17 protein-coding genes and 1 tRNA gene are annotated in these 17,498 nt (G+C 44.4%); 3 read left to right on the forward strand and 15 right to left on the reverse strand.

Going from position 1 to position 17,498, the window contains the following annotated elements; genetic code table 11:
* Positions 1–47: 47 nt before the first annotated feature.
* Entirely contained in the window at positions 48–527 is a 480-nt protein-coding gene (locus ACHAL6_RS09080) for an HD domain-containing protein (protein WP_395270232.1), read from the reverse strand.
* A 127-nt stretch (positions 528–654) separates the two neighbouring features.
* Between ACHAL6_RS09080 and ACHAL6_RS09085 the strand changes: the two genes are divergently transcribed.
* Entirely contained in the window at positions 655–1,812 is a 1,158-nt protein-coding gene (locus ACHAL6_RS09085) for a cation diffusion facilitator family transporter (protein WP_395270233.1), read from the forward strand.
* Between the two features lie 56 nt (positions 1,813–1,868).
* On the opposite strand, the gene ACHAL6_RS09090 is transcribed toward ACHAL6_RS09085, so the two are convergent.
* Entirely contained in the window at positions 1,869–2,351 is a 483-nt protein-coding gene (locus ACHAL6_RS09090) for a hypothetical protein (protein ID WP_395270234.1), read from the reverse strand.
* 41 nt (positions 2,352–2,392) lie between these two features.
* Positions 2,393–3,298, reverse strand: coding sequence for a radical SAM protein (locus ACHAL6_RS09095; protein WP_395270235.1), 906 nt, complete (start codon positions 3,296–3,298; stop codon positions 2,393–2,395).
* Positions 3,299–3,469: 171 nt separating this feature from the next.
* Here ACHAL6_RS09095 and ACHAL6_RS09100 point away from each other — a divergent pair, with 171 nt between their 5' ends.
* Positions 3,470–3,838, forward strand: a complete 369-nt coding sequence (locus ACHAL6_RS09100) for a hypothetical protein (protein ID WP_395270237.1) — start codon at positions 3,470–3,472, stop codon at positions 3,836–3,838.
* Between the two features lie 125 nt (positions 3,839–3,963).
* Here the strand turns inward: ACHAL6_RS09100 and ACHAL6_RS09105 are convergent, their stop codons facing one another.
* The 9 genes from ACHAL6_RS09105 to ACHAL6_RS09145 all read right to left on the reverse strand — a co-directional run bounded on the left by ACHAL6_RS09105 (position 3,964) and on the right by ACHAL6_RS09145 (position 13,466).
* Positions 3,964–5,142, reverse strand: a complete 1,179-nt coding sequence (locus ACHAL6_RS09105; RefSeq protein ID WP_395270238.1) for a sugar ABC transporter permease — start codon at positions 5,140–5,142, stop codon at positions 3,964–3,966.
* Positions 5,143–5,165: 23 nt separating this feature from the next.
* Positions 5,166–6,701 (reverse strand): ATP-binding cassette domain-containing protein, encoded by a 1,536-nt coding sequence (locus ACHAL6_RS09110; protein ID WP_395270240.1) that lies wholly within the window; start codon positions 6,699–6,701, stop codon positions 5,166–5,168.
* 154 nt (positions 6,702–6,855) lie between these two features.
* Complete coding sequence (locus tag ACHAL6_RS09115; protein WP_395270242.1) at positions 6,856–7,977, reverse strand: sugar ABC transporter substrate-binding protein; 1,122 nt, start codon at positions 7,975–7,977, stop codon at positions 6,856–6,858.
* Between the two features lie 507 nt (positions 7,978–8,484).
* Complete coding sequence (locus tag ACHAL6_RS09120) at positions 8,485–9,375, reverse strand: hypothetical protein (RefSeq protein WP_395270243.1); 891 nt, start codon at positions 9,373–9,375, stop codon at positions 8,485–8,487.
* 31 nt (positions 9,376–9,406) lie between these two features.
* Positions 9,407–10,720 (reverse strand): PGN_0703 family putative restriction endonuclease, encoded by a 1,314-nt coding sequence (locus ACHAL6_RS09125; RefSeq protein ID WP_395270244.1) that lies wholly within the window; start codon positions 10,718–10,720, stop codon positions 9,407–9,409.
* A 311-nt stretch (positions 10,721–11,031) separates the two neighbouring features.
* Complete coding sequence (locus ACHAL6_RS09130) at positions 11,032–11,622, reverse strand: general stress protein (RefSeq protein ID WP_395270246.1); 591 nt, start codon at positions 11,620–11,622, stop codon at positions 11,032–11,034.
* A gap of 141 nt (positions 11,623–11,763) precedes the next feature.
* Positions 11,764–12,228, reverse strand: coding sequence for a methylated-DNA--[protein]-cysteine S-methyltransferase (locus ACHAL6_RS09135; protein ID WP_395270248.1), 465 nt, complete (start codon positions 12,226–12,228; stop codon positions 11,764–11,766).
* A 122-nt stretch (positions 12,229–12,350) separates the two neighbouring features.
* Positions 12,351–12,426 (reverse strand) — tRNA-Val (locus ACHAL6_RS09140).
* A gap of 152 nt (positions 12,427–12,578) precedes the next feature.
* Complete coding sequence (locus ACHAL6_RS09145) at positions 12,579–13,466, reverse strand: NYN domain-containing protein (RefSeq protein WP_395270249.1); 888 nt, start codon at positions 13,464–13,466, stop codon at positions 12,579–12,581.
* A gap of 312 nt (positions 13,467–13,778) precedes the next feature.
* On the opposite strand from ACHAL6_RS09145, the gene ACHAL6_RS09150 reads away from it, so the two are divergent.
* Complete coding sequence (locus ACHAL6_RS09150; protein WP_395270250.1) at positions 13,779–14,360, forward strand: hypothetical protein; 582 nt, start codon at positions 13,779–13,781, stop codon at positions 14,358–14,360.
* Between the two features lie 140 nt (positions 14,361–14,500).
* Here ACHAL6_RS09150 and ACHAL6_RS09155 read toward each other — a convergent pair whose 3' ends face one another.
* From ACHAL6_RS09155 to ACHAL6_RS09165, 3 genes are all read right to left on the reverse strand, one after another.
* On the reverse strand, positions 14,501–15,568 hold the full coding sequence (locus tag ACHAL6_RS09155; RefSeq protein ID WP_395270318.1) for a branched-chain amino acid aminotransferase: 1,068 nt from the start codon (positions 15,566–15,568) through the stop codon (positions 14,501–14,503).
* 403 nt (positions 15,569–15,971) lie between these two features.
* Complete coding sequence (locus ACHAL6_RS09160) at positions 15,972–16,769, reverse strand: tryptophan-rich sensory protein (RefSeq protein ID WP_395270251.1); 798 nt, start codon at positions 16,767–16,769, stop codon at positions 15,972–15,974.
* 112 nt (positions 16,770–16,881) lie between these two features.
* A complete protein-coding gene (locus ACHAL6_RS09165; RefSeq protein ID WP_395270252.1) occupies positions 16,882–17,481 on the reverse strand; it encodes a PilW family protein in 600 nt (199 codons plus the stop codon).
* Positions 17,482–17,498: the final 17 nt, after the last annotated feature.

Here is a 17,498-nt window from a genome sequence, read left to right on the forward strand (position 1 = left end):
AGCATTTTTTCTTTTTCTTCCTGCTTCATTTCTTCTGATGTATTCTTTTAGGGTTCTCTGTTTTCACTGTTTTCAAATCCGAGGGTATCTTTTATGCTGCAGATCTTGTCAGCCATCATGACAACGAAGCTCTCCCTATACTTTGGAAACTTCAGAGTCAGTGGCCACATATGCTTCAGAATGATATCCTCTTCGATCTCATTGACGCTGAAATGTCTTTTCGCATTGCGAAGCGCTGTCCTGGGATGATGGAAACCATGGAATCTCTTCCTGTTTTCGTCTCTCACATGCCAGTCATAGAGATAGAAATCATGAAGGAGAGCGCCCCGAAGAAGACTTCTGTCATCCACCTTCAACCCCAGCTTCTTAGAAAGCCTGTAGCTGGTCCATGCCACGTTCACAGCATGGTCATAGGTGGAAAGGTCTCCGTGCTGGATGAAGCCTTTCATCTTTAGCACCTCTTCATGATGAAGAAGATCCTTCAGCATATATTCAAATATTTCCCGATCCTTCTTCGAACTACCCATGGTGATTCTCTCCTAATCTTCTTTTATTTATCATACAACATCCGGATTGAATAGCAAAAGAACTTTCAGCTGTGATAAGATAATTCTAATGAAAGTGCTAAAATAAACCACTGAAGGAGTAATTTCCATGAGAGTATATAAACTGCAGAGTCTCCACTGCAGAGACTGCGGAGACAGACTGGAACAGAGGCTGAAAAAACTTCCCCACGGGGAAGAGGTGCGCGTGGACTATGAAAAACGGGAAATCACCGTTCCTGAAAACATGAAAGATGAGGAAGTCAGGCTCATCTTCGCTCAGGAGAAAGTCATCGCCTATCCGAAAGACAAGGAAAAACTCATGGCTCAGGAAGCCCATACGCATCAGAAAGGTCATGGTCATGATCACGGTCACAGCCATGATGTGGATTTCAGAAATCCCGACAGGTCCGTGAAGAACATCAAGATCGTATTCTTCCTGAATCTCTTCTTCTCGATTTTTGAAGTGGTCTTCGGTCTTCTCTTCAACTCCATGGCCATCTTATCCGATGCCATACATGATTTCGGAGATTCCGTTTCCGTTGGACTTTCCTGGATTTTCCAGCGATATTCAAGAAAAGAGCCCAGCAACCGCTTCAGTTTCGGTCATCAGAGATTTTCTCTCATGGGTGCACTGATCACTGCCGTGGTCCTTCTTGTAGGTTCCCTCTTCATCTTCGCCAGAAGCATTCCAAGACTGCTGGCACCTGAAGAAGTCAATGCAGAGGGCATGCTCTTCATCTCTGTTCTTGCCATCGCCATGAACGGGTATGCGGCCTGGCTCTTAAGCAGAGGCACCAGTCAGAACGAGAAAGTGCTGAATGTCCATATGCTGGAGGATGTTCTGGGCTGGGTGGGCGTACTTGCAGTAAGCATCGTGGTCCGTTACACCAGCTGGTATATACTTGATCCGATTCTATCTCTACTCATTGCCGCCTTCATCTTTGTGAAGACACTGCCGCTCTTCATCAGCACCATGCACATCTTCCTGGAAGGCGTCCCCTCTCATGTGGATCTGGACAGACTGGAAGAAGACATCTTGAAGGTCCATGATGTTCATGCAGTGACCCATCTGCACATCTGGTCCATCGACGGGGAGGAGAACGCCATGAATGCCACCCTTTTCGTCACCACAGACAGTCAGAGAAAGATCGAAGACATCAAAGAGGAAGTGCGGTTTCTCACCACAGAGCTTCGCGTCAGTCACTCCACCATTGAAATCATCAGCGACCCTGGAAGGATTGTGAAGCAGGAGAAAAATAAGTCGTGAGGGGCTCATAGGAAATGAAAGAGGAGGTGCATTTCAGCTGCATCTCCTCTTTCTCTTTACCTGCCGTCCAGTTCCTTTTCTTTCTTCTCCGCACTTATTCTCTTTCTTCCTTCTTCCGACAGAATCATCTTCTCGTTTCTTCTGAAGCTTCTGATGTCTTTCAGTGGCCGGAAGCGCAGCGCCGAGTAGTCTTCACTGATGGATATCTGGCTCACCGGTTCATAGCCGTATTCACCGAACACTTCCCAGCCCTTGTCTCTTGTGATGTCCGAAGTAACCTTTCTGGATGATTTCTTCGGGTAGGATACCCAGAGCAGCGTGTCATCATGAACCTTTTCCATTATGAGAGGCAGCCTCTCTTTTATTTCCTCCTGAGTATGGAAAAAAGCCAGTATGAAATCCGCTTCTTCCTCTTTCAGGGTATCTTCCACCGGCAGCACGCTTTGAAACTCTTCTCTCAGATGTTCCAGTATCTCAGGCAGATTCAGCAGATACAGCTTTTCCTCTTTCTTTCTTTTCAGCTTTTTCAGAAGTTCCATATGATCTCCCTCTTTCCTATGATTCTGATGTTGATGCAGGTTTATACGCCTTCTCCATCAAAGACAGGGATAAAGCTCTCATCCTGAGTCTCTTCTTCCTGAATGAATGCATTTCTGATTCTGATGAGCTTTGCAAACATCACTAGCTCATCATACTCTTCCTTTGTCACTTTTCTTTTCAGTTCGGGGTAGTTATCCAGCGTCAGCATGGGCGTGTACAGATTCATGATGCTGATGAAGATCTTTTCCCCATAGGTATCCTGAAGATACGTCAGAATATCCTTGGAGTCATCAAGATAACCCGGCAGGCTCAGATGGCGCACGATGGTTCCCTTCATCATGATGCCTTCCTCACTGAAAACCGGTTCTCCGGTCTGTCTTACCATCTCTTCTATGGCAGGCCTGGCATACGCTTCATAATCTCCACACCTGGAGTATCTCGAAGCGATTCCAGTATCCATGTACTTGAAATCCGGCAGATAGATGTCGATGAGCCCATCGAGGAGTTTCAGCGTCTCCACTTTCTCATATCCGCTGCTGTTGTAGACCACAGGAAGAAACAGACCATTTTTCTTTGCCTCTTTTATGGCCATAACGATCTGAGGAACATAATGGCTCGGGGTCACAAGATTGATGTTGTTTGCCCCTTTCTCCTGCAGCTCCAGAAAGATTTCAGCCAGCCTCGAAACGGAAATATACTTTCCTTTTCTGCCTGAGGCGATCTCATGGTTCTGACAGAAGACGCAGCCCATGGCGCATCCGGAAAAGAATACGGTACCTGAGCCATTTTCACCCGACAGACAGGGCTCCTCCCACATATGGAGAGCTGCCCGCGCCACAAGAAGCTCACTTGAGACTCCACAGGATCCGATTTCCCCCTGATTGCGATTGACGCTGCAGCTTCTGGGACAGAGGGTGCAGCTGTCTAATAATTTCATGTATTCCATTTCGATCTCCTACTCTTCACTTAATCTATACTTCATTATAGCGAAAAGACGACTCATTTAGAATAGCGCAGGTTCTCCACTTTCCATCAACACGTGGAATGTAATGGTTTTGTTCCAGTTTTCTCAGACACCGCTGTTATAATGAACCTATCGGTCATGGAGGTGATGTGCATGAAAAAAAGAACCCTGCTCTTCTCTCTGCTGCTTCTTATGGCGGTATTTCTTCTGATAGGAGCAAAGCCACTGCTGACGCAGGAAGATCACACAGTTTCTGTATTATCAGGAGCTCTGAGACTCGCGTTCAGTGACGAGGATTTTCTGCAGTATGATGAGGACGCTCAGCAGCTCTACTATATTTCTGAAACGGGTGCGGATGAGGCACTCCTTTCATCCCTTCCGGTTCTCAAAGGATATGCATTCACTGAACAGATGGGTTCCGGGTATATTTTCACGGAAGAGAACAACCAGGAACATAAAGTCGTCGTCTCAGCAACACAGTTTTCCCGTTTCTTCAGAATCTGGAAGATTCCCAGAAGATGACAGGATGTTTCTGAATCATGAACCTGAACTAATCATAGAAAGAATAAAACAGAGACCTGAAAATCCGTATGGATTTCCGGTCTCTGTTTATTCATCTACACTCTTTTATTCTCTTTCTTCCATCCTTATTTGCTCTTGTTTCTTGTCTGTACATCAAAGATGACTGCAAGGATGAGAATGGCACCTCTTATGATGTACTGATAGGATGCCCCAACATTAAGAAGGTTCATACCACTGGTCAGTGAAGCCATGACAAGGGCTCCGATAATGGACCCTGTGACTCTGCCCACACCACCCGCTGCGGAAACGCCTCCGACATAAGCGGATGCGATGGCATCCAGTTCAAATCCGGTACCGGCTGTTACGGTGGCGGACTGAAGTCTTGCAGTGAAAAGAATTCCGGATAAGGCTGCCAGCATACTCATGGATGCGAAAACGAAAAGCGTGACTTTCTTCACATCGATTCCACTGAGCTTCGCTGCTTCATCATTTCCACCCACCGCATAGATATGTCTTCCCAGAACCGTTTTTGTGGTCACGAAATGATAGATCGCCACCACGACGAGTACGATGACCACGGTCCAGGAAAGCCCGTTGTAATCGGAAAGGATGTATGTGACGTATCCTATGAGAAAGGACACGAAAACCATCTTGATATAGAAGATCTTGATGGGCACCACTTCAAAATTGTACTTGAGCTTATTCCTTCGGTTTTTAAACTGGGACCAGATATAATACACGATGAAAAGCGCACCGAGAACCAGCGTCAGGGTATGAAAACCTGGAATCAGCTTGAAAGGATCCGGTATATATCCGACACCGATGTTGTTGAAGAACTGATTCGGAACAATGATGGTTCCGGTTCTTGAAGTAACCTGGAGCAACGCTCCTCTGAATATGAGCATTCCCGCCAGTGTTACAACGAAAGCAGGAATCTGCAGCTTCGCAACCAGAAAGCCGTTGAAGAGTCCTATGAGGACACCCAGCAGCAGTACGACTGGAATCACGACAAGTACCGGCAGATTGTATGACACAAGCAGTGTAGCTGCCACAGCACCTAGAAATCCTGCCACAAATCCTACGGAAAGGTCGATGTGCTTGATGACCAGAATCAGCGTCATACCTACAGCAAGCACTGCAATGTATCCCATGGAGTTGATCAGATTACTGATGTTTCTGGGAGACATGAATACTCCATCACTCAGAATGGAAAACACAAGCATGATGGCAAACAGCGCAATGAACATGCCGTATTCTCTGATGTTCTTTTTCAGCATGGTTTTAAGATCATTTAAAAGTTCCATATATTTTTTCCTCCTCCACTTATTCAGACTGTCGCAAGTTCCATGATCTTATCCTGAGTGGCTTCTTCCACACCAAGTTCACCAGTGATCTTTCCTTCTGCCACCACATAGATGCGATCACTCATGCCCAGTATTTCGGGAAGCTCCGAGGAAATCATAATGATGCTCATGCCTTCTGCAATCAGACTGTTGATGATGGTGTAGATTTCAAACTTCGCACCTACATCGATTCCTCTAGTCGGTTCGTCTAGAATAAGTACCTGAGGTCTCGTGTTAAGCCATTTTCCAATGGATACCTTCTGCTGATTTCCACCACTGAGATTTCTTGTGAGCTGTTCTACAGAAGGAGTCTTGATGTTCAGTGATTTTCTGTAATATTCTCCCACGTTGATTTCTTCATTCTCATTGACAACCCCTCTGCTGGAAATGGCTTTGAGGTTTGCCATGGAAATGTTGTGTTTGATGTCCTGAAGAAGAATGAGCCCTTCCGCTTTACGATCTTCAGTGACGTAGGCGATGCCTGCTTTGATGGCATCCTTGGGATGATGAAAGTTCATGACTTCACCATTGAGAACTATTTCCCCATCCATCCTGAATCCTTTGGGATTGCCGAAGATGCTGGTGGCCAGTTCTGTTCGACCTGCGCCTATGAGCCCTGCTATACCCACAACTTCTCCCTTTTTCGTATGAATGCTGACGTTCTTCAGCACCTGTTTCCCGTTCTTGGGATTCACTGCATTAAGATTTCTTACTTCAAGCGTGACTTCGCCGATATTTTTCACCAGTCTCTTCGGGAAAATATCATCAATGGCTCTACCGACCATGTTTCGAATGAGAACAGGTTCCGAGATCTCACCTTTCTCTTTGGAAAGGGAACAGATTGTTTTTCCGTCTCGTAATACGGTTACCGTATCCGCGATCTGTATCACTTCCTTCAGCTTGTGGGAAATCATGATGGACGTCACACCCTCTTCCTTCAGTTCCTGAAGAAGCTTCAGAAGATTTTCCGAGTCATCGTCATTCAGCGCTGCTGTAGGCTCGTCCAGAATAATGAGACTTACATTCTTGCTGAAGGCCTTGGCGATTTCGATGAGCTGCTGTTTACCAACGCCAAGCTCCTTGATCTTCGTTTCGGGATTGACGTTCAGTCTTACTTTTTTCAGCATCTCCCCGGACATCTTGATGGTTTCATTCCAGTCGATGACTCTGCCTTTTCTGATCTCATGTCCCAGATAGATATTTTCGTACACGGAAAGTTCCGGTATAAGTGCCAGTTCCTGATATATGATTGCAACTCCAGCTTTTTCACTATCCTGTATCCCCTGGAATTTCTGTATTTCATCGTTAAGTATAATGTCTCCTTCATAGGAACCATAAGGCCATACGCCTGATAAAACCTTCATCAGTGTGGATTTGCCGGCTCCGTTCTCGCCTACCAGACAGTGAATTTCACCTCGTTTGACTTTGAAATTCACATTGTCCAGCGCTTTCACGCCTGGAAACTCCTTGGTGATGTTTTTCATTTCCAGAATGTAGTCTGTCTTAAGGGCTTTCTCCATAATATATCCCTCTCCTCTGTTTCGCGTAAATCATCTTACTGTGCAGAAAACATCAGGATAATTCAACCCTGTTTCCCCACAATATCATAAATAGTGAAAGCCTTTGGGGGCTTTCACTATCATGATCATTTAAGATTTGAATTCAGACTGTCTGTTATTCCAGTCCGGTAAATTCAGAAGCTTCGTAGTATCCTGAGTCGATCAGCGCTGCTTTAACGTTATCCTGGTCTACAGTAATAACTTCTGTCTGCTTTGCAGGAACTTCCTTGGACTTATTGTCATAAGCTCCAGTAGTTCCAGGTGTTTCACCCTTCAGGATGGAAACTGCCATATCAATGGAGTCTTTCACAAGTGTTCTTACATCCTTGAAAACCGTCATGGACTGTTTGCCGTCGATGATGTACTGTACAGAAGCCATTTCAGCATCCTGCCCTGTAACCACAAAACTTGAAACGTCGCTGTCTGTTGCAAATGTGTCAGCAATGGATCTTGCTGTACCATCATTTGGTGCCAGTATAAATACATCACCCTTGTCAGCTGCTGTAGCTGCTGTCAGATGTGATTCCGCTTTGTTCTTTGCTTCATTGAAATCCCAGTTTGTTGTGATCTGACCGATGATCTTGGACATTTCGTCTCTTGTCAGTTCCGCTTTATCCTGAAGATTTACTGCTTCTGGTGAATTCTTGATTACAAATGTTCCATCTGCAATCTTAGGCTGAAGTACACTCCATGCTCCTTCAAAGAACAGGAATGCGTTGTTGTCAGAAGCTGCGCCAGCATACAGATACAGCGGATTGTCTGTTCCGGATGCTTTGTCAATGAGATACTGACCCTGCGCTGCACCTACAGCGATGGAGTCAAATGTCACATAATAGTCCACTGCGTCTGTTCCTGTGATCAGTCTGTCATAGGAAATGACTTTCACGCCTTCTGCGGCGGCGGCATCGGCAGCTGCTGCTGCGGCATCTCCGTCATGTGGACAGATGATGAGCACATCGATTCCTTTTGTGAGCAGTGACTCTACATTTTCTTTTTCCTTTGCTGAAGATCCCTGGCTGAATAGAATCTCTACAGAGTATTCGGTTTCATCTAGAGCTTCCATGAATCTGGTTTCATCCTGGACCCATCTTGGCTCGTCTTTTGTGGGAAGAACAATACCGATATCTACGGTACCATCGTTGTCACCATCGTCTGTTCCTGAAGAACAGCCTATTGAGAGTAACATCATGCTGGAAAGCAGTGCAGATAGGATGACAAGTTTACGATTCTTTTTCATTCTTTTTTCCCCTCTCTTGATCTGACAAATAAACGCATAAAAAGAATCATTTAAAGAATTTTCAGTCATTTCCAGCTCAGCCCGGTCAGATATGACTTTCATTTCAGTAAATGGCTATTCTTCGCCTTATTTGTCTTTTTTTGAACAATCTATGAATTTATTGTTCGTCTTTATTTTAACCAAAGGTGAAACCGTTGTCAATCCTGTTCGTACATGTTTAAGAAATAAGAAAATTTTCCTGATAATAAGGCTTGTAAAAAGACTAATGTTTATTAATTGCATACATAATTCTCTTATTTCACATTTGAAATATATATCATATTCATGACTGATCAAAAGCAGTACAGTTTCTATGGAAAGTCTATGGAAACAGATCACACAAGGAGATCTGAGTTCTGATCTCACGCAATAAGATATGCATCGAAGTGATTTCATGAAGGATGAATGAGGACATGAAATTCTTACCGCTCAGAAATTCATGTCCTCATTCCGTTTTCTCTTATATGACTACAGGTCCTCCAGCCTGCCAAAGGCTTTCAGAAGAAGAAGATTCCTGATGGTCACATCTGCTCTCCACCAGTTTCTGGCAACAGCGAAGGCTTCAGGGTAACTTCCCCAGGACCAGTTGATTTCCCAGTACCCGTCTGAATGAAGGGATCGTTCCAGCGCATCAAGCTCCATCCTGAGAAGCTCCTTGATCTCCTTCTGCTTCAGAAGAGGATGACTGCCATCCCGTATGAAGGCAGAAGGTCTGCAGGTATACTCCTTCCAGTTGTCCGGGTCTTTTTCTATGATCTTCGCCTCCAGCTTATTCAGTCTCTCCTCATCCAGATAGGCTCGAATGCTTTCAAGACAGATCAGATCATGCATGGATGGGTCTTTCGCGTTTACGAATTCCTCTTTCATGGATTCCATCTCATTCAAAGCCAGCATATAGAGGTCTGACTTGTAATCCCCGAAATCCAGAATGAACCTCAGAATCGATGCAGTGGGATTAAACGGGGTGATCGTCCCTTCCCCTGCTGTTTCCCACCAGTGTGCATGGGGATAACTGCTGTTTTCAGGCACTGAAAACAGCCACTTATGGCCTTTCTTCCCCTGTCCGGATTCCAGATACTTCAGCATTTCAACAATCATGGGATGCTTCCTGTTGCTGTGTCCGATTTCTCTCAGAATCTCCGCAGCCCGATTTGTGGTGATGGGTGTTGAACCTGGATTCCATGAATCCGGTTCAAGCCCATGACCGAAACCGCCGTCCTCATTCTGATAAAAGGAAAGCATCTTCAGCACTTCTTCACTGTCCCTGTGCTCAAAATGAAATTCCCATCTGGCCAGATCCAGCGGTCTGGCATTGCGATAGATCCAGTTTCTTATATTCTGATAACCATTGTAATCCATCTGTTGTCCTCCTCTCAGACAGAACTTCCTGCTAATATCTGAAATACTTGTCTTTGAACCAGGATTCGTAAAAACGCGCCACATCATTGTTTTTCATTTTTTCAATGAGAAGCTCCAGCAGATCTTCCCAAACCACCGGAAGATAATGCCCCTTGAAATCATCCTTCAGAATCTTCTCTTCTGCCGTGAGGGCTTTGCTTCTTACCTTCCAGTTTTCTCTTGGATAGATCACAAGGAGGTAACTATCCCTGGAAAGGTGCACAAGATTTCTCATGCAGCTGTAGTTTTCCAGAAACACCTTCTGATTCTTGTGTTCTTCTTTTATGATCTCAGACTGCTCCAGAAGCGGTCTGTAGGTTTCCTCATACTTTCTGAGATAATCCTCATCCAGAGCTCTTTCATAGCATCCTTCGGTGTATTTGGCCACGACATAGACGTCCTTTCCGGATTTCAGCTTGAAATAGAAATCGAAGCAGGTTTTCCTTCCCTGGGTATTTTCGATTTCTGAAATCTTGGAGAAGGAAATATGCGAAGGATCGTAGATGATCTCATCCTCCATCCCCATGAGACCGAGCAGTGTGTCCAGTTCCCTGTAGCGCAGTAGAGGATAGAAGAAATTCACCGCCATGACCTGAGAAGAGTTCAGATGATGAGAATATCTGTGCCAGTGGATGGAAGAAAGATATTTGGAGCCCACAAGCTTCTCTTTGACTTCACGGGAAAAATTCATCTCGTAATATTTTTCAGGCAGAATATGACTATAGGTTCTACCGTTATGGCTTACCTCTTCCTTCACTCTTAAAGACTTCTCCTTGTAGGATTTCATGTGATCCATGACTTTGCTTCTGAAATCCCTGCAGTCCAGAAATGCCGTCTCATATGCCCAGGTAAGACTCACTGTGGCCAGTTCATGACTCGGAAATTCTTCTTCGGCAAGAAAAACAAAGGAACTGTCTGGATGAAGTCCGAACTCTTCATTACCGGTATCCGCCATATTGATGATCGCTCTGTAGACCGCCGCCTCTTCGGTGGTTCCCAGATTTCTGGCGCTGCTCAGTTCATTGATGCCGATGAGTATCGGCTGATCTTTTTTCCTTGTCAGGTCTCTTATATTCTCAGGGGTAATCTCTTTTCCGCTGAGAAGTATGAGCTCTCTTTTCGTATCTTCGCTGAAAGAGAGCAGCTCTTCCATCACCTCATCCTTGTAAGCCGAAGTACGAATGACCAGAAGATTCTTTTTCCCGGCATGACGTGCCAGAAACTCCTGCATCATCTTCTTTTCCTCCATCATCTTACCGCGATCATCCAAAAGACCTTTTTCCTTCAGCATCAGTGTCCTCTGCATCCTTTATCCCCCCATTTGCACATTGATTCATCGTTTCTCCAATATGCTTCTATTTTATCTCAATTTCAATGATAAATGTTAATTTCAAGATAAAAATTTGGAAAATACGAATAATTGCAATCGATTACCAGAAGGAGAAGAAAAGAGAGGATTTCTCCTCTCTTCGGGTTATTCAGTCTTTAATGAAGGTGGAATCCTGGGTCCAGCGGATCCTCTTCCTCCTCCGGAACATTCCTGTTCACTTTATCCAGGTCCGCATAGTCTTCCAGTTCTCGTTCATCCAGAGAAATGGAACGCTCTACGGATTCCTCTCAGTCTTCATCCACTTTTTCCATATGGTGTGGCGGATGGATCACATCGTCTTCTGTAATGGATCCTGGTGTCAGGATTTCATCGCGAACCGAAGGATCTTCGTAGGTTCCAGGTGTGGTTTTTCTGTAGCCGTAATCCAGTGCCACATAGGTGCCAGGGTTATCCGGATCTTCCTTGAACCGCTTCGTGATGGAATAGGTGCCGGGTGTTCTAATGTCGTTTATGAACAGATCTGGCGCTCGGTAGGTGCCTGGATTTTCGATATGGTTTCTGATTTCATCATTCACACCGATGAATACAAGGATGTTACCGTCATTTAGTCTGTCTCTGTAGACCACAGCATTCTCTTCCGGAATACCGTAATGGGTCAGAGAACCGACGAATTCGTGGACTCCTCTACCATGATATAAATCTCCGACTACAATCGTCTCTTTTCCTTCTGCATCCATGGACCCTTTAATCGTCTTGTACGCATAAGGTTCATTGGTGACCACGGATATCTCTCTGGGATCCAGGCCCATCTCTTTCAGATCATTGATGGCCAGAATCGCTTCTTCTTCTGTTCTAAATGTTCCAACTAGTCTTTTCAAAAGATAACACTCCTTTATTAATAATTGTTCTGTTGTCACCTATTACTGTATCGTTAATATAAGACCATTCTTTAACGTTTCAGTGAAATGATAGTGAAACCTCTGTTATCTTCTGTTCATATTTTACTACAGCGCCAATCCTTATCTGCTTTTTTTCTCCATCTCCAGCAGTTTTTCCTTCACATCGAGTCCACCTGCAAACCCTACCAGCTTCCCGTTCTTTCCGATGACTCGATGGCATGGTATGATCACCGGAATGCGATTTCTGTTGTTGGCCATACCCACGGCTCGAGAAGCCTTGGGACTTCCCACTGCCATGGCGATGTCTTCATAGGTTCTGGTCTCCCCTTTGGGGATTTCTCGTAAGGCTTCCCATACTTTTTTCTGGAAGGGTGTGCCTTCAATGCGAAGAGGGATATCGAATTCTTCTCTACTGCCCTGATAATATTCATTGATCTGTTTTTCCACTTCTGCAATGAGTTCTGTCTTTTTCTCTACCATACCCAGTATGGAAACTTTACCGAAATGAAGATCCGTAATCCTGCCGTCATTCTCCAGAACCGTCAGTTCACCTATGAGTGTTTCAATTGTATATTTGCATTTCATTCCTGATTGCCCCCCAATTCATTTCATGGTCTCATCATACCTTATCTTTCGAAACTATTAAATATCAGGATTCATAGTAAATGAAAGAAAAAAAGATCTGAACGATAATCGTTCAGATCCTATGGTGGGAAGAACAGGACTCGAACCTGCGACTTCCACCTTGTCGAGGTGGCACTCTCCCAGCTGAGTTATCCTCCCATAGGCAGTTTTGCTGCCCTTTAATTATAACAAATTACTTCAGTCAGGTATAGCATTTTTTTACTGTTTATGAAAAATTGTTACGATTGTTCCTTCTTTTCTCTCAAATCAGAAAAAGATGCCAGAAACAGGTCTCCGGCACCTTCCTATATTTACTTCATCTTCTTCGGTTTTCTTCTGTAGGTTCTTCGTTTCGGCTGCTGTGGAGCTGTTTCTTCCTCTGGAGCATCTTTTCCTTCCCCTTTCAGAGAAACCCACATGGAAGTGCCGTCTTTGCCTTTGGTGTTGAATTCCAGGAAGTCGAATTTCTTCAGGAACTTGGATAGCTTGGTGTCCCCGTAGTTTCTGACATCGAAATCAGGATATCGCTTCACAAGTCTGTTTCCGATCTCACCCATATTCATGCTTTGGGCTTCCACTTCATTCATCATTTTCAGCACGGTGGCTTTGATGACTTCAATATCCGTCATGCTCTTCTGGTCATCCACTTTATCCGTTTTGGCAGGCTTCTTCCCGTTGGTGCCTGGCTGAGCCTGAATTTCCTTCTTCTCTTTTTCAAGCTGAGAAGCTTTTTCCTCTTCTTCTCGCTTGCTCTTTTCATCGGAAGCCAGCAGAACGTCAAGATACTTGAACTGGTTACAGGCGGCGATGAATGGCTTTGGCGTTTTCTTTTCGCCCATACCCACTACAAGCATGCCGGATTCTCGTAATCTCGAGGCAAGTTTCGTGAAATCACTGTCACTGGATACAATACAGAATCCTTCCACATATCCTGTGTAGAGAATATCCATGGCATCGATGATCATGGCTGAGTCCGTCGCATTCTTCCCTACCGTATAGCTGTACTGCTGCACAGGGGTAACGGAATTGGCGAGAAGGATATCCTTCCATGATGCTGTGCCTGGTGACGTCCAGTCTCCATAGATTCTTTTGTATGTAGATACTCCGTAATTGGATACTTCGTCGAATATGTACTTGATGTACTTTGCTGAAACATTATCTGCATCGATGAGGACTGCAAACCGTTTTTCTTCTACCATCTATTGGCCTCCAAATTTTCTAACTTTTCTATTATCATACCACGAATTGTAATCAAAAACGGCAACTTTCCTGTGATTTTCTCTCATTATTTCTGATTTCATGCAGATGCAGGGCAATAATCAGGAAGAATTATTCCACATGAACTTCCAAAGATGGAATGAGAAAATATGTGTTCCCAATTCAGAGAAAGCAGACTATAATAAGATGTGCTTCCTTAATCAAATAAATATATCAGGAAATACTCATAAAGTAATAAGATTTACGAATTAGAATAGGAAAGTACAAGGACATAATGAGAGGAAGAGACTGAAATGGAATCATATTATATTTATCTTGTTTTCACGAAAACCGGTACATGGCTGTCACGTGTCATCGCAACATTTTCCGATATGAAATACGTTCATGCATCCATCAGCTTTGATGACACCTTCACCAGAATGTATTCCTTCGGCAGAAGGAACCCGGACAACCCTTTTTCAGGCGGTTTTGTCGAAGAAAACCTCAAAGGTGGTGTCTATGAGAAGTTCACTGAATCAAGGTGCCTCATCTACAAGGTGAAAGTCACGGAGCTTCAGTACTATTCTCTGATGAAGGAACTGGCTAAGTTCCAGAATGAAGCCGACAAGTATCACTACAACCTCATCGGTCTTGTAGGGGCAAAGCTGGGTATTCCACTGAAGAGAAAACACCATTACTTCTGTTCCCAGTTCATATCAGAAATACTGATCAACAGTAAAATCTATGATATCGACAAGGAACCGGAACTGATCTCACCAGATGATCTCTACAGCGTAGAAAACATGGAACTCCTTTATGAAGGATATATCTCCATGTATGACGGACAGCTGGATCTGGTCATGAATCCCAGTCTGAAGGCAACAGCAATTATCTAGTATTATTATTTTCACATTCCAACTGCCATAGAAGAAGAGGATGAATGAAACACCAGACGTTTCAAACGCAAGAGAGCAAAAGAAAGCTTCATGTTTCTCCAATATGAGAACATGAAGCTTTCTTTGTAATCCTTGAATTTCTAGATTCTCACGGTCCAGTCACGAGTATCTTCGATCTTACCCCACTGAATGCCTGTCAGGCCGTCATAGAGCTTCTGCGTGACTTCTCCGATCTTCCCGCCTTCCACTTCGAAAGTTTCATCCTTATAGGTCAGCCAGCCTACCGGCGTCACCACTGCAGCTGTTCCTGTACCCCAGACTTCTTCCAGCTTTCCGGTTTTCGCAGCTTCCACAAGCTCATCGACACTCACAAGTTTTTCGATGACTTCGTATCCCCAGGACTTCAGAAGCTCGATGCTTGACTTTCTTGTTACACCAGGAAGAACGGATCCGTTCAGTTCCGGTGTGTATATTTTTCCGTCGATTTTGAACATGATGTTCATGGCACCGACTTCTTCCACGTATTTTCTTTCCACTCCATCAAGCCATAGAACCTGTGAGAAGCCTTTCTTTCCGGCTCTTACAGATGCTCGGATGGATGCCGCGTAATTTCCGCCGCATTTCGCGTAACCAGTACCCCCGCGTACTGCTCTTACATCCTGATCCTCTATGAGAATCTTGATCGGATTGATTCCTTCCGGATAGTAGCTTCCAACCGGACAGGTGAGAATGCAGAACAGGTAGCTGTCTGAAGCATGTACGCCAAGACCTACATCTGTAGCAATCATGAACGGTCTGATATAAAGAGAGGTACCTTCCTCACTTGGAACCCAGTCCTTGTCCACTTCCACAAGTTTCTTCAGCGCTTCCATGAACATATCCTCATCCACAGCAGGCATGCTGACTCTTTCCCCGGATCTTGCCATTCTTCTGATGTTTTCGAATGGTCTGAAGAACTGAATCGCTCCGCTTTCTGTTCTGTAGGCTTTCATACCTTCAAAAATCTCCTGAGCATAATGGAATACCATTGCGCCTGGGTCCATTGGAATAGGACCATGAGGAACGATTCTGGCATCATGCCATCCTTTCTGGCTGTCATAGTCCATAAGGAACATATGGTCAGAGAAAGTCTTGCCGAATTTCACTTTACTCATGTCCTGCGGTTTTTCTCTCTTGTCTTCTCTTAATTCGATTCTGATATCTTGTATCACACAAAGCACCCCTTTTTACTGTTTCTAATGAATTAATTATACCTTAATCACCGGGATGTTCAACGCCGTCATCCCTTAAAGCCACTGTATGTAAACAATATCATTGCAACGAAATCGGGTTTTTCTTGACTGATTCACAATGAACTTTCTGGTCAGGTGACGATTTTTCGTCCTGATGCGGATAAGAGTACCTAATTGCTATAAATCCTAAATCCTAAACAGATTTCGTTTACATTGTGATTATTTTATCCAAATGATAATATCAGCTCTGTATTTTATCGAAATGATATTTCATATGGGATCATTTCCAGTCTGACGCGAAAAGCCATCTGCATCATGGCCGTGATGCAGATGGCCTCTTCTATGCCCTTTCTGGATAAATACGATTCTTTCGGACAGGTCAGGATTTCTTCTTCTTTGAAAAGAACAGGTACCCTTCCGCCATGACAAAGAGGAATATGCAGATGGACACCGCGATGATGACGAAAATGTATTCTCTGTCAAATCCGTCAGGGCTGATATGTTTATAGAGAATCCCTGCATATGCCCAGATCAGCACCAGTCCATATGCCATGTCTCGGAAAGAGAACATGGTTGTGATTCCAATGACGGCTCCGACTGCAAGGATGAGAATGGTCCATATGGATTCTGAAATCCCGAATCCTCTCCATCCGATATCCACCAGAAGTGTTGTCACATTGGCTATGGTGGCTACGGTGATCCATCCGAAATACACGCTGAACGGCAATCGGATGAAGAGTCTTTCTCTTCCGCTTAATACGGCGTTTTTCGTCATGAAGTTGATGCCGATGAGGGAAGCGAGAATCGCAAGCATCAGGAAAGTGGATAACAGTATCTGATCATAATGCCATGTGAGAATCCACAACGCATTGGCTATGGAAGAAATGGAAAACACGATTCCGATTCGAGTCAGGAGATTTCTGTTTCCATCTCTTGTACCGCTTTTCAGTACGCCCATCTGATATAAGACATATAAGGCCAGCAGAAAATAAATCACACCCCAGATGCTGAAAGTGATTCCAGCCGGAGCAAAGAGATTGGGATAGGAATCGGATACCTCTCCAGTTCCCTTGCCGTTGATGGGCAGAATATTGGCCAGTGCATTCATTACGATCATGATGGCATAGGTTACGACTACTAGAATCTTAATCGGAGTGGATGGTGTTTTTTCGTTCATAATCACGTTCTCCTTTTTCTTGGTATTGAACCAGACCAGAATCAGAAATCTTACTATACTAAGCATACTACAAAAATAGAGCCAGATAATGAACATCGGGCTCTATTCACGATTATTTCAAATATTCGATTGTCAGCGACTGCTCGGGAAGCACTGCATCGTCCTGGTTTATACCGGTGCCCGATGAAGACATGTTAAGGAGATTGATGCTGGTGGTCAGGACAGATTCACTGCCGTTATACAGTCCGCTCAGATGAAGCTCCAGAAGAATCTTCCCGTTTTCCGTATCATTGTCAGCGATTCCGAAAAAAGAATCCTTGCTGTATTGTCCTGGTAAGACCACTTTATGAAAATCATCTCCGTTGTCTTTGAATATCACGATTTTACCGGCATCTTTTTCTGTTTCCTGAAAGGAGATATAGCTCAGATCATTTCCTTCTCCTGCTGTTTCCGGATCAAAGCCGTTTTCCAGCAGATTCAGTTTTCTGGCATAACGGATTTCGTTCTGAATCAGCTCCATACCGAGCCTTGTATCATTCTGAACAAATGCTTTCCTGGATCCTGTGCTGTAGGTGGATGCGCCACTGAAAAACAGTGTGCCTATGACGCCCATGATGATCGCTGTAATGGCGACTGTTATGAGCACCTCCACCAGTGTGAACCCCTTGCTGGAGGCTTTATGCTTTCTCTTTGAACCGAATTCCGTATTCATCTTCTACCTCCCGCTTC

Source organism: Proteiniclasticum sp. C24MP, assembly GCF_043951855.1.
In the GTDB taxonomy this organism is placed as follows: Bacteria; Bacillota; Clostridia; order Clostridiales; family Clostridiaceae; genus Proteiniclasticum.

Bases quoted from the DNA above. Each gene is read 5' to 3' on its own strand.
- ACHAL6_RS09080 (WP_395270232.1), bottom strand. From the start codon at position 527: ATGGGTAGTTCGAAGAAGGATCGGGAAATATTTGAATATATGCTGAAG.
- ACHAL6_RS09085 (WP_395270233.1), top strand. From the start codon at position 655: ATGAGAGTATATAAACTGCAGAGTCTCCACTGCAGAGACTGCGGAGAC.
- ACHAL6_RS09090 (WP_395270234.1), bottom strand. From the start codon at position 2,351: ATGGAACTTCTGAAAAAGCTGAAAAGAAAGAAAGAGGAAAAGCTGTAT.
- ACHAL6_RS09095 (WP_395270235.1), bottom strand. From the start codon at position 3,298: ATGGAATACATGAAATTATTAGACAGCTGCACCCTCTGTCCCAGAAGC.
- ACHAL6_RS09100 (WP_395270237.1), top strand. From the start codon at position 3,470: ATGAAAAAAAGAACCCTGCTCTTCTCTCTGCTGCTTCTTATGGCGGTA.
- ACHAL6_RS09105 (WP_395270238.1), bottom strand. From the start codon at position 5,142: ATGGAACTTTTAAATGATCTTAAAACCATGCTGAAAAAGAACATCAGA.
- ACHAL6_RS09110 (WP_395270240.1), bottom strand. From the start codon at position 6,701: ATGGAGAAAGCCCTTAAGACAGACTACATTCTGGAAATGAAAAACATC.
- ACHAL6_RS09115 (WP_395270242.1), bottom strand. From the start codon at position 7,977: ATGAAAAAGAATCGTAAACTTGTCATCCTATCTGCACTGCTTTCCAGC.
- ACHAL6_RS09120 (WP_395270243.1), bottom strand. From the start codon at position 9,375: ATGGATTACAATGGTTATCAGAATATAAGAAACTGGATCTATCGCAAT.
- ACHAL6_RS09125 (WP_395270244.1), bottom strand. From the start codon at position 10,720: ATGCAGAGGACACTGATGCTGAAGGAAAAAGGTCTTTTGGATGATCGC.
- ACHAL6_RS09135 (WP_395270248.1), bottom strand. From the start codon at position 12,228: ATGAAATGCAAATATACAATTGAAACACTCATAGGTGAACTGACGGTT.
- ACHAL6_RS09145 (WP_395270249.1), bottom strand. From the start codon at position 13,466: ATGGTAGAAGAAAAACGGTTTGCAGTCCTCATCGATGCAGATAATGTT.
- ACHAL6_RS09150 (WP_395270250.1), top strand. From the start codon at position 13,779: ATGGAATCATATTATATTTATCTTGTTTTCACGAAAACCGGTACATGG.
- ACHAL6_RS09160 (WP_395270251.1), bottom strand. From the start codon at position 16,769: ATGAACGAAAAAACACCATCCACTCCGATTAAGATTCTAGTAGTCGTA.
- ACHAL6_RS09165 (WP_395270252.1), bottom strand. From the start codon at position 17,481: ATGAATACGGAATTCGGTTCAAAGAGAAAGCATAAAGCCTCCAGCAAG.